The sequence below is a fragment of the Vibrio pomeroyi genome (genome assembly GCA_041879425.1).
Taxonomy (GTDB): domain Bacteria; phylum Pseudomonadota; class Gammaproteobacteria; order Enterobacterales; family Vibrionaceae; genus Vibrio; species Vibrio pomeroyi_A.
This window is the reverse complement of record CP090854.1, coordinates 972,410-984,535: the sequence shown is the minus strand read 5'-3', so window position 1 is coordinate 984,535 and position 12,126 is coordinate 972,410. Positions and strand designations below refer to the sequence as shown.

General features: G+C 45.0%; 9 protein-coding genes. 4 read left to right on the top strand and 5 right to left on the bottom strand.

What is annotated here, in order from left to right; translation table 11 throughout:
- Positions 1-506: 506 nt before the first annotated feature.
- Together L0992_04485 and prmB are read right to left on the bottom strand one after the other, a co-directional pair.
- A complete protein-coding gene (locus L0992_04485) occupies positions 507-1,148 on the bottom strand; it encodes a LysE family translocator (protein XGB67951.1) in 642 nt (213 codons plus the stop codon).
- A 226-nt stretch (positions 1,149-1,374) separates the two neighbouring features.
- The gene (prmB, locus tag L0992_04480; protein XGB67950.1) at positions 1,375-2,307 is read right to left on the bottom strand and encodes a 50S ribosomal protein L3 N(5)-glutamine methyltransferase; all 933 of its coding nucleotides are present in this window, start codon (positions 2,305-2,307) and stop codon (positions 1,375-1,377) included.
- A 62-nt stretch (positions 2,308-2,369) separates the two neighbouring features.
- On the opposite strand from prmB, the gene smrB reads away from it, so the two are divergent.
- Positions 2,370-2,900, top strand: a complete 531-nt coding sequence (gene smrB, locus L0992_04475; GenBank protein ID XGB67949.1) for an endonuclease SmrB — start codon at positions 2,370-2,372, stop codon at positions 2,898-2,900.
- 107 nt (positions 2,901-3,007) lie between these two features.
- Here the strand turns inward: smrB and sixA are convergent, their stop codons facing one another.
- Positions 3,008-3,472, bottom strand: coding sequence for a phosphohistidine phosphatase SixA (sixA, locus tag L0992_04470; protein ID XGB67948.1), 465 nt, complete (start codon positions 3,470-3,472; stop codon positions 3,008-3,010).
- 305 nt (positions 3,473-3,777) lie between these two features.
- On the opposite strand from sixA, the gene L0992_04465 reads away from it, so the two are divergent.
- Positions 3,778-6,555, top strand: coding sequence for an insulinase family protein (locus L0992_04465; protein ID XGB67947.1), 2,778 nt, complete (start codon positions 3,778-3,780; stop codon positions 6,553-6,555).
- 193 nt (positions 6,556-6,748) lie between these two features.
- Here L0992_04465 and fadJ read toward each other — a convergent pair whose 3' ends face one another.
- Both fadJ and fadI read right to left on the bottom strand, forming a co-directional pair.
- Positions 6,749-8,965 carry a fatty acid oxidation complex subunit alpha FadJ gene (fadJ, locus tag L0992_04460; GenBank protein XGB67946.1) on the bottom strand — a complete coding sequence of 739 codons (2,217 nt, stop codon included), beginning with the start codon at positions 8,963-8,965 and terminating at the stop codon, positions 6,749-6,751.
- Positions 8,965-10,272, bottom strand: coding sequence for an acetyl-CoA C-acyltransferase FadI (gene fadI / locus L0992_04455; GenBank protein ID XGB67945.1), 1,308 nt, complete (start codon positions 10,270-10,272; stop codon positions 8,965-8,967). Before fadI ends, fadJ begins: the two co-directional genes overlap by 1 nt.
- 561 nt (positions 10,273-10,833) lie before the next feature.
- On the opposite strand from fadI, the gene L0992_04450 reads away from it, so the two are divergent.
- Positions 10,834-11,382, top strand: coding sequence for a sigma-70 family RNA polymerase sigma factor (locus L0992_04450; GenBank protein XGB68686.1), 549 nt, complete (start codon positions 10,834-10,836; stop codon positions 11,380-11,382).
- On the top strand, positions 11,375-12,103 hold the full coding sequence (locus tag L0992_04445; GenBank protein XGB67944.1) for a DUF3379 domain-containing protein: 729 nt from the start codon (positions 11,375-11,377) through the stop codon (positions 12,101-12,103). Before L0992_04450 ends, L0992_04445 begins: the two co-directional genes overlap by 8 nt.
- Positions 12,104-12,126: the final 23 nt, after the last annotated feature.

Genomic DNA, 12,126 nt, shown 5'->3' with positions numbered 1-12,126 from the left:
TAGGTAATAGATAACTTAAGATTATCACAGTTTGATAACAACTTCAGATCAGGTTAAACAATGTATCTATTTGAAGAAATGGGGTAACACGTCAAAGCGATGATTCAGAGAATAGTGGTCAATCAGAGAAAGGTGCAGCGAGAATAAGTTAAGTGGCTAGCCTGATGAGAAAAGCCACGTTTATGAGATAAAGAGTTCTGACTTTGAAGACTTTTTAACAAGTGATTTCATAATAAAAACTGAAAATATAGAGCCATGAAGCTGACTACATTAGAGCAAGAATACCCACTAGAGAAAGGGTAGAGAAAATCCAAGTGCGGCTGATAACGCCAAAGTTACTGTGTTGAATCATTTCTTGATGCTGCATATGTCTCTCCTTGAGAACGTGATGGTGTAACTACAATATATCGGCTTTTCACCAAAAGCAGCAAGCACATTAATATTAACCTTTTATGACAGCATTAAGAATTTTCTGTAACTATTCAGTCCTTCGATAAATCAAAAAGTTATGCTCGGCTTGTTGTCGAAAGCAGCGCACCAGCACCAATAAACACGCCCCCTGTTACACGATTGAAAACCTTAGCTCTGCCTTTCGCGAACAGCCAGTTTGACGACTTCGCACCTAAATACGCGTACACCAATAGCCAAGACAACTCCATCACAGCAAAGGTTAAAGCAAACACCGCAAACTGGGGAAGCAGAGCGAGTGACGGGTCGATAAACTGAGGGAAAAGTGCGGTAAAAAATAGAATCGCTTTCGGGTTACTCGCGCCAACAATAAAACCACTTAAGTAGTGTTGCACCGCGCTTTCTTTAACAAGCTGAGAATCGGTTTGTTGACTGGATAGATCGTCGTAATCTTGCTGGTTAGAACGTAAAGACTTCCAGCCAAGATAGATAAGATACGCAGCGCCTGTCCATTTAATGACATTAAACACCACTTCCGATGAAGCAATGATCACCCCTAAGCCTGTGAACGATAACGTTAAGATTCCAGTGATCGCCGTTAAGCTGCCCAGCGCAGTAAATATTGATAATTTAAAACCCGATTGCACACCTTTGGTCATGCACAATAAAGAACTGGGGCCCGGCGATGCCGTTAAAATCAGTACTGCCAACAAATAATAAATCCATGTATCAAAGCTCATCGCGAATTCTCCTTAACTCACTAAAACGGCTAAACATTAGCCACCAATATGTAATAGCTATTCATATTAGGCAACTAAATATTGAACATTATTTATTCTGCGTTGATGACTTAACCCCCAAACTAAGGCAATAAAAAACGCCATGCATTGCTGCATGGCGTTTAAATTAAAACGTTTCAAATAGAACGTCTTACCAAGTACTAAGCTAAAAACTAGCCATCATTACCTAGTCTTTGTAGATAGAGAACTCGTCAGCGCAAGCCACTAGCTGCTCGCGAGTGATCATGAATACACCGTGACCACCGTTTGAGAATTCAATCCAAGTGAATGGAATCTCAGGGTACTGATCCATCATATGAACCATCGAGTTACCCACTTCACAGATCAGAATACCGTCATCAGTTAGGTAGTCTGGTGCGTTAGCTAGGATACGGCGAACCAATTTCAGACCGTCAGTACCCGCTGCTAGGCCAAGTTCTGGCTCATGAGTAAACTCATCTGGCAGGCTGTTCATATCTTCTTCGTCCACGTAAGGCGGGTTAGATACGATCAGGTTGTATTTCTCTTTCGGCAGATCACGGAAAAGATCTGAACGGATTGGGAACACTTGTTGCTCCATGCCGTGATCTTGAACGTTCTGCTCAGCAACTTGAAGCGCGTCAGTAGAGATATCAATTGCGTCTACTTCAGCATCTGGGAATGCGTGCGCACAAGCGATAGCAATACAACCACTGCCCGTACACATATCCATGATGCGAACTGGCTCTTCAGTCAACCAAGGTTGGAATTGAGCTTCGATCAGCTCACCAATTGGAGAACGAGGCACAAGAACGCGCTCATCTACGAAGAACTCAAGGCCACAGAACCAAGCTTTGTTGGTCAGGTAAGCCGTTGGTGTACGATCATTGATACGCTTGATCACACGCTCAACGATACGTAGACGTTCGCTGCTCGTTAGACGAGAGTTCATTACATGCGAAGGAACATCAATCGGCAGATAAAGAGTAGGTAAGATAAGTTGTACTGCCTCATCCCACGCGTTATCAGTGCCGTGACCATAAAATAGGCCAGCTGCGTTAAAGCGGCTAACAGTCCAACGAATCACATCTTGAAGCGTGTGTAGTTCTGATACCGCTTCTTCTACAAAAATCTTATCCAAAATTGTCTCCGAAAAGCGCTACAATACTGCTAATTACGTTTCTAATTAGAATTCATAACCTGATGAGCAAAAAAGACACCGACTTCGATGACGATTTCGCCCTATTCAACGATGCAGTAAAGGGCGTTAAAAAGTTGCAACAGGATACCATAGTCCAGCAGCCAAAAAGAAATGCCAAGCAAAAAGAAATTACTCGAACGGCAAGACAAGCGAGTGATAGCGAGTTTTATTTCTCAGATGAGTTCATTCCGCACCTTAGCGAAGACGGCCCAACACGTTATGCGCGTGATGATGTCTCTAAATATGAGGTGAAGCGCCTGCGTCGTGGTGTCTACGTACCTGACGTGTATCTTGATATGCATGGTATGACTCAGCAAGAAGCCAAACGTGAGCTTGGCGCGATGATTGCGCACTGCGTAAAAGAGAGCGTAGCGTGTGCCTGCGTTCAACACGGTATCGGCAAACACATCCTTAAACAGAAGGTGCCTTTGTGGTTAGCACAGCACCCCGATGTGATGGCTTTTCACCAAGCGCCATTAGAATTTGGCGGCAACGGTGCGTTGTTGGTACTGCTCTCTATTCCTGAGAAGTAATGCTGGTTTGCGAATCACTCCATCACCGAAAACAAAAAGGGCATCTCAAAAAATTGAGATGCCCTTTTCATTTTAGTCTTCCAATTAAAAGGTTCTCTTCACCTTCACTATGGATTGATGTTCCAAAGTAACTCACCTTTTTGTGTTTCAAGGTTAAAGTCGATGCAGGCTAGGCCTGACGTTGGAAACATTGGCGGAGCCATACCAGTGGCAAATTCTGCTGTTAGGTAGCCCACTAGAGGTAAATGAGAAACAAATAAAATGGTCTCTAGTTTTTCTACTTCAGCCATTGCCAAGGTCAAATCAAACACATCGTCGGACATACCATAAGGCGTAATATCATCACAGGTTTCTACTTTCGTGCCAGAAAACGCCTGAGAGATCTCTAACCACGTTTCTTGAGCCCTTAAATATGGACTCACCAGCACTTTATCGAATTGACTAATCCCCTGCTCATTTGCAGCTTGTGCCACTGCAAGAGAAGCCATTTTCCCGCGCTTGGTCAACGCTCGTTCTGCATCCGAATCCGCAAAATGTTCTGCTTCACCGTGGCGCATAATGAATATTTTCATGTTCAATCCTGTCTTCGTAACATGTCGAAAGTCGATATATCCCATATATCAGCGAAACGCTACTTAGGTTTGGCTCTCAATCCAGAGAAACCGCAGTCAATATAAATAATTATATCAAGTCACTTGCCAAAGAGTTCGACTTTCTTAACAATCTTGTTAAAAGAAAATAAATTACTGATAAAAATCGATAAAAGTGATTTAGAAATCGCCAAAAAGCACTTCATATCCCAAAATATGATTACAAGGTTTGCACGCCGAATCATCGGGTACATAATTTAAAAACCACCTTCTCTGGAGATGCTCCTGTGCACTTAAGCCCAAATGATGAACATCAATACCGTTACATAACCTTAAATAACGGGTTACGCGTACTGTTAGTTCAGGACCAAAATGCTCAAAAAGCAGCAGCCGCATTAGCCGTTAATGTGGGGCACTTTGATGACCCTACAGACCGAGAGGGTTTAGCTCACTACTTAGAGCATATGCTATTTTTGGGAACTGAAAAGTATCCAAAGGTCGGAGAGTTCCAAAGTTTTATCAGCCAACATGGCGGTAGCAACAATGCTTGGACGGGAACAGAGCACACCTGCTTCTTTTTTGATGTTGAATTGAATGCGTTTGAAACCGCACTCGATCGCTTCAGCCAATTTTTCACGGCTCCCCTGTTCAACGAAGAAGCATTAGATAAAGAACGCCAAGCCGTTGATTCAGAATATAAGATGAAACTCAACGACGATTCGCGACGCTTGTACCAAGTTACCAAAGAACTGGTGAACCACAATCACCCATTCTCGAAGTTTTCTGTCGGTAATATCGATACGTTGGGAGACAGAAACGGCGAGACGATTCGACAAGAGATCTTATCGTTCCACCAGCAACAATATTCTGCAGACCTGATGACGCTGACGCTGTCTGGCAATCAATCCTTAGATGATATGCAAGGCTGGGTTGAGGACCGTTTTAGTTCGATTACCAATCACAACCTGCAAGGCAAGAAGGTTGAAGTACCGATTGTTGGCGAATTAAGCACAGGCGTTCAAGTGCACGTTGAGCCAATTAAAGAAGTGCGCAAACTCATCTTAACCTTCCCTATGCCAAGCATGGATGAGCATTATGGCGTTAAGCCACTGTCGTTCTTTGCACACCTTTTAGGTTACGAAGGCGAAGGCAGTTTGATGATGCAGTTGAAAGAGAAAGGTTGGATTACTTCTCTCTCAGCAGGTGGCGGCGCAAGCGGCAGCAACTATCGTGATTTCACAGTCAGTTGCTCATTGACCATCGAAGGTTTAACCAAAACCGATAACATCATCCAAGCGGTATTCCAGTACATTAAGCTGATTGAACAACAAGGTATTGAAGAGTGGCGTTACCTAGAAAAGCGTGCCGTTTTAGAGTCCGCTTTCCGCTTTCAAGAACCAGCAAGACCACTTGATGTCGTGAGTCATTTGGTGATCAACATGCAGCACTACCAAGAACAAGATGTGGTGTATGGCGATTACAAAATGTCGCATTTCGATAACGAATTACAGCGTTCTTTGCTTCCCTACTTAACCGTCGACAACATGCGCGCGACCATTGTTGCCCAAGGTTTCGAGTATGACAGAGAAGCGAAATGGTACTTTACGCCCTACTCTGTGACACCTTTTAGCTCAGAGCAAACCCAATGCTTTATGTGCATCAATCCCGGTTGGCAGTTCGAGCTTCCAAGCAAAAACCCGTTTATTTGCTATGACTTAGATCCGGCAGAACTCGAAGGTGACGCTAAGCACCCGCAATTGTTAGAAGAGTTAGACGGCTTTAAGCTGTGGCACCTGCAAGACCATCAATTTCGAGTACCGAAAGGTGTGGTGTATATCGCTATTGATAGCCCGCACTCAGTGGCTAGCCCTAGGAACATCGTCAAAACACGCTTATGTGTAGAGATGTTCTTAGATTCACTCGAAAAAGATACCTATCAGGCTGAAATTGCTGGTATGGGTTACAACATGTATACCCACCAAGGTGGTGTCACACTGACTCTGTCTGGATTCAGTGAGAAGCAGCCGCAATTGCTCAATATGATTCTTGAACGCTTCCAAGCACGCGACTTTAGTCCAACACGCTTCGAAACAATTAAGCATCAATTGCTAAGAAACTGGAACAACGCGTCGCAAGATCGTCCTATCTCGCAACTGTTTAATGCAATGACAGGCATCTTACAGCCCAACAACCCTCCTTATGCGGTGTTGATTGAGGCACTAGAAACGATTGAAGTCGATGAGTTGTCGTCATTCGTTCAGTCTATTTTGGCTGAACTTCATGTTGAGATGTTTGTATATGGCGACTGGAAAAAAGCCGATGCACATAAGATGGCTGACACGCTAAAGGATGCCCTACGTGTTCAAGATCAGGCTTATGAAGAGTCACTGCGACCGTTAATCATGCTGGGTGAAAACGGCAGCTTCCAACGTGAAGTGGTCTGTAATCAAGATGATTCGGCTATCGTGGTTTACTACCAATGCCCTGATATTTCACCTCAAAATATCGCGTTGTACTCACTCGCTAACCATTTGATGTCGGCCACTTTCTTCCATGAGATTCGTACTAAACAACAACTGGGCTACATGGTTGGCACTGGCAACATGCCACTCAATCGACACCCAGGTATTGTGTTGTACGTGCAATCTCCCAATGCTGCTCCGGCTGATCTGTTAGCTTCAATAGATGAGTTCCTTAATGCTTTTTATATGGTGTTATTGGAGCTCAATGACTACCAATGGCACAGCAGTAAACGCGGTCTCTGGAATCAGATTTCAACTCCCGACACGACATTGCGAGGTCGAGCACAGCGCCTGTGGGTTGCGATTGGTAATAAAGATATGGAATTCAACCAGAGAGAACGTGTGCTTGAAGAGCTCAAAGGGCTCACTCGCTCTGACATGATGCGTTTTGTGGTTAGCCACCTGAAACCGCGCACGGCCAATCGTTTGATTATGCACGCTCACGGTAATGCGCATCAGGACGAAGAGAAGCTGTCGGCGGGTGTGGAGATAGGCTCTATTGACGAGTTTCAACTGCGCCCGAAAGATACTGAGCTTGGCTAATAAGAGTTTATAAAAATCAAAAGGTTGATGTGAGAGCATCAACCTTTTTTATTGGGTGAAGCACATCACTCTCCGTCATTCCCGAGAAGGAAGAATGACGGAGTCGGGAATCTCATTCCTTTCACTCGCTCATAAAAAAGAAAAGCCCGCATCAATGGCTTGACACGGGCTCAATAATTAGCGTACTAGAGAGTTACTTGTAAAAAGACTCATCCAGACCAGCACGTGTCAGTAGGCCATCACATGGTGCAAAACGATCACCGTACTTCTTAGCGAAGTCGTTCATCATCTCAACCAGTGACTTAATACCGATTTGATCCATATAACGGAACGGACCACCTAGGAATGGAGGGAAACCAATACCGAAAATAGCACCAATATCGCCATCACGAGGGCTACGGATAATACCATCGTCGAGACAACGAACCGCTTCGTTGAGCATTGGTAACACACAACGCATAGCGATGTCGTTATCACTTAGTTTAGGTTCAGGTTGCAGCTTAAGCAGCTTGTAAACTGACTTATCGACTTCCTTCTTCTTACCTTTGTAAGTATAGAAACCTTTACCACTCTTACGCCCTTTACGGTTGTCGTTCAGAAGAATGTCGAACACATCAGGGCCTTGGAAACGATCGCCTAATTCATTGACCAAAATCGGGATGATCTTAGCGCCGATATCAACACCCACCTCATCTAGCAAGGTAATAGGGCCGACCGGGAAGCCGAAATCCAATAACGTGCTGTCGAGCTTTTCAATCGGCTCATTTGCCAATAGCAGATGTGCCGCTTCATTCATGTACGGAGCAAGAATACGGTTCACATAGAAACCTGCCGTATCTTTAACAACAATCGGGGTTTTGCCTTGCTTCTTCGCTAATGCCACTACAGTCGAGATAGTCTCTTCTGAGGTTGTCTCATGAGGGATAACCTCTACCAGCGGCATTTTCTCAGCAGGGCTGAAGTAGTGAAGACCGACCACATTTTCTGGTCGCTTCGCCTTCTCCGCTATCTTATGGATTGGCAGTGAAGATGTGTTGGTCGCGAAGATCGTCTCTGGCTTAGCATTTTCTTCAATGTCTGCAACCATCGACTGCTTAAGGTCTAGATCCTCAAACACCGCTTCAATCACTACGTCAGTGTGGTTGAAACTCGTAAAGTCGATACCACCAGAAAGCTGAAGCATCTTACTTTCTAGTCCAGCACGGCTCAGAATACGACGCTTACGCTGCTTATCGAACAACTTGTAGTTGTAGTTAAGCGCATTCAGCACACCTTCATTTGATACGTCTTTAATACGGACTGGTACTTTTGCTTTCACCACGCTGACATGGCTGATACCTGCGCCCATAAGACCGCCACCCAACACACCAACGCGCTTAACCGCTTTCGGTTCTGCATCTGCACCGTGTTCTTTCTTCATTTCAGTGGTAGCAAAGAAGATTGAACGAAGGGCTTTTGATTCAGAAGTCATTACTAATTCAGAGAAACGCTTCGCTTCGTACTGAAGACCTTTTTCAAAGCCGTTCTCTAGGCCATAACGAATCACATCAAGAATCGCGTCAGCTGCTGGGTAGTTACCACGAGTTTTCTGATTGGTCTTCTTCGACGCTTGTTCAAAAATCACCTTACGGCCAAGGCCATTGCGCGAAATCAGTTTCTCTTTGGTCGAAGCTTGGCTTTTAGACGCCAGACGCTTACCTTTTTTACTGCCCGTATTCTTTTCAACGAAGCTTTTCGCTACTTCAAGCAAAATAGTATCTGGGACACAAGCATCCACAACACCAAGCGATTTCGCTTTCTTAGCGCGCAGCTGTTTACCTGTGAGAATCAGATCGAGCGATGGTAGCAAGCCAATCAAACGAGGGAGACGCTGCGTACCACCAGAACCCGGTAGTAAGCCTAGTTGCACTTCTGGCAGACCAAGACGTGTCTTATCGGAATCGGTACACACACGGTAGTCACACGCTAATGCGAGCTCTAAACCGCCACCAAGACACGGACCATGAATTGCCGCAACGACTGGGTAAGGAAGATCAGATAGCGCTTGGAACATTTCCTGACCTTGACGAGCAAGAGACTGAGCTTCATCAGCGGTTTTACACGCATCCAGCATTCGCACATCAGCACCAGCAATAAAGTTATCTGGCTTAAGTGAGTGAACGATTAAGCCCTTAACGCGGCTTTGCTTTTCTTTTAACTGCTCAAAGATCGCTTTCATCTCTTCAGCAAAAGCCGCTTGTAGCGTATTCATTTTCTCGCCTGGTACATCGATCGCTAGCCAAGCAATATCTTGGTCATCGATGTTAAGAGAGAATGCCGTCGCTTTCTTTTTGGTTGATTCAGTCGCAGACGTTGAATCTGGTTGAGCGACTGTTTCCTTTTCTGTTGTTGCATCAAGAGTCGTAGACATTATTCTACCTCCAAGATCATTGCTGCACCTAAACCACCAGCTGCACAAGCTGTGTTCAGTGCCAAGCCGCCACCGCGACGTTTCAGTTCACGTAATGTTTGAGTCATCATGCGCGCACCAGTCGCAGCAAACGGGTGTCCGTAAGCAATTGAGCTGCCCAGTACGTTGAACTTCTCCATATCAATCTCACCGATCGCTTTGTCGCGGCCAAGATTCTTCTGAGCAAACTCGTCACTTGCAAACATTTTCACATTCGCCAGCACTTGTGCAGCGAATGCTTCGTGCATCTCGATCAGAGTTAAATCTGACAGCTCTAGGCCTGTGTTCTTCAATACTTGCGAGGTCGCGTACGTTGGGCCCATCAGCATATCTGTTTCAACACCGATTGCTGAGAACGCATAGCCGCGAATATAACCAAGCACTTCTAAGCCTAGTTCTTTCGCTTTACCTTCGCGCATCAACATAACCGCAGCGCCGCCGTCAGTAAGAGGCGTAGCATTGGCTGCCGTTACGCTACCGTATTTTCTATCAAATGCAGGACGCAGCTTCGCGTAGCCTTCAACCGTTGAGTCGTGACGAATGTTGTTGTCTTCCGCTAGGTACTTTTTGTAAGGCGCCGGGAATGCCGTCATTACTTCGTCTTTGATCTTGCCTTCTTTCCATGCTTGAGAAGCCAAAGAGTGAGAACGGTGAGCAAGTGCATCTTGAGCCTCGCGAGTAATCCCGTGCGTCTTCGCCATCTGCTCAGCGGTTTGCCCCATGGATAGACCAGTCGAGTATTCAGCAACGGCTGGCGGTACTGGCATAAGGTCTTTCACTGAAAGGGTTTTAAGAATCTTCAGCTTTTGACCCATGGTCTTGGTTTTGCTCAGCGCTAATAAATTTGCCGCTAACTTTTTCGAAACACCGATTGGCAATACAGAAGACGAATCCGCACCACCCGCAATGCCGACATCAATCATGCCCGCCATAATGCTCTCGGTCACGTTGACTGCCGCTTGGAAACTGGTCGCACACGCTCGTGTCACACTGTAGGCATCGGTATTGATGTCCATGCCTGTTCCCAACACGATTTCACGCGCGATGTTTGGTGCTTCTGGCATCTGAACAACTTGGCCGAAGACGACTTGTTCAATAAGCGCAGGATCGACATCAGTTCTTGCAAGCATTTCGCTCACAACCATTTTGCCTAAGTCGACCGCAGGCACTTGACTAAATTCTGTGCTCTGACGAGCGAATGGGGTTCGTAATCCAGCGACAACGGCAACACGTTCTCCAGAACGCGTTTTGACTTCCTGTTTGCCCATGGTTTCTCCTTAAAGTTAAGAGGTCTGACCTGAAGCATTGTAAAGAAGTTGTTAATTAAATCAAACGAGCGTTTAAATAAACGTGATACGAGTATCTCACTGCTTGAAAATATAATGCACATTCAGGCGAACCTTTTTGGGGGTAAGGTTGTCGTAAGAGACTAAACTATTGTAAGTAAATACTGTTATCGCTTTGTAGGGATTGGTTTTCTTGAGGCAAAAAAAAACCACACAAAGCTGTGTGGTCGGAATGTGTATAAAGCAATTAACTTGACGCCAATTGAAATAATCAGTTTCCTGATTAGGAGAAAGTAAAGTCAGCCTTCAAAAGGAAGTGTCGTCTTGCTCAACATGCTAGCCACGAATGACTAACTAGACGACAAGGTGTACTATAACGGGTTCGAGGCCTTAGATTTTGAAGTAGATCAATTTTAATGTGATTTTACGATTTCCTGCCGATCGTTAGCTCTAAAAACGAAACAGAATATAAAAACGAAGCACAACGTATAGAGGACAGCTATACGCAGAGCAATTATGGAGGCTCGTGTGTCAATAATAAAAATGTTTGGAAAGAAAACAGCCAAGCGTCCGGTCAACTCTGATATGGACAAACAAAGAAAATACGAAGCACTCGTGCGTGCCTATCATCGTGACCTCTTTCGCTACGCCTATTGGTTATGTAAAGACAAAAGCATTGCCGAAGATTTAGTGCAAGAGACTTGCCTTCGTGCATGGAAGTCACTCGATAGCCTACAAGATGAAAAAGCCGCGAAATCTTGGCTGATTACTATTTTGCGCCGCGAGAATGCTCGACGTTTTGAACGCAAACAGTTTGATCTGGTTGATATCGACGATCATGGTAACGATGCTAGTGTCAGTGATGACCCACACCATCAGCACCTATGGTTGCAAGCTCAGATCATGAAACTTGAAATTGATTACCGTGAGCCTCTCTTCTTGCAAGTGATTGGTGGTTTTAGTGGTGATGAGATCGCAGACATTCTCGAACTCAACAAAAACACGGTGATGACACGTTTATTCAGAGCTCGAAATCAGTTGAAAGAGATGCTGGATACAGAAGAGGCAGAGAGGGGGCAACATAATGGATGATTTGGAATTTCGTCGTCGTGTATTGTCGGAACCTAAACAGCGTACACAAGATATTATTGATGCAGCAGCAAACAGCGAAGCCAATAGTAACTTCTTAGACGATGTACTATCGCTTGATAAACAGATCCACTCTGCGATGAACGTGGATGTACCAGACGATCTTGCTGATCGCATTCTGTTCAATCAAACCTCAAGCGAAGAAAGCAAAGTGGTAAGGCCGACTTTTGCTCGACGAGCAATGGCGATGGCAGCCTCAGTAGCATTTGTTGCAGGCTTATTAGTTGGCCAAGTGAATTGGGGAAATGCATTAGTCTCTCCAGCACAAGCAAGCTTAGCTGATACGGCAATGAAACACGTTGTTGATGAAAAGAGCTTTATTAGTGGGCTTGATGAACAAGTCACATCTCAACAGATCAATGCCAAAATGAACCCGTTCGCTTTTCAGTTTGACGAAGCTTTCCCCTATCACGTTTATTACTTGAACCATTGTGGTTTTGGTAAGTCGAATGCCATGCACATGGTCTTCCAAGGCGAAAAAGGCAAAGTCACACTGTTTTTAACAGGGATTCCAACAGACAAACCGGTCGACTTTGACGAAAAAGGTATGTCTGGTTCGGTAACTCCGATCGATGACAGCAGTCTGATCCTTGTCGGTGAAGATGGCGAGGACGTTTCTAAGATCGCCGAAAAGCTCACAAAAATGATCAAACCAATGGGCTAATTAGCTCTCAAAGCCCCGTCATA

Excerpts from the sequence above, each read along its gene's own strand:
- L0992_04485 (XGB67951.1), bottom strand. The coding sequence starts at position 1,148 with ATGAGCTTTGATACATGGATTTATTATTTGTTGGCAGTACTGATTTTA.
- smrB (XGB67949.1), top strand. The coding sequence starts at position 2,370 with ATGAGCAAAAAAGACACCGACTTCGATGACGATTTCGCCCTATTCAAC.
- sixA (XGB67948.1), bottom strand. The coding sequence starts at position 3,472 with ATGAAAATATTCATTATGCGCCACGGTGAAGCAGAACATTTTGCGGAT.
- fadJ (XGB67946.1), bottom strand. The coding sequence starts at position 8,965 with ATGTCTACGACTCTTGATGCAACAACAGAAAAGGAAACAGTCGCTCAA.
- fadI (XGB67945.1), bottom strand. The coding sequence starts at position 10,272 with ATGGGCAAACAGGAAGTCAAAACGCGTTCTGGAGAACGTGTTGCCGTT.
- L0992_04450 (XGB68686.1), top strand. The coding sequence starts at position 10,834 with ATGTTTGGAAAGAAAACAGCCAAGCGTCCGGTCAACTCTGATATGGAC.
- L0992_04445 (XGB67944.1), top strand. The coding sequence starts at position 11,375 with ATGGATGATTTGGAATTTCGTCGTCGTGTATTGTCGGAACCTAAACAG.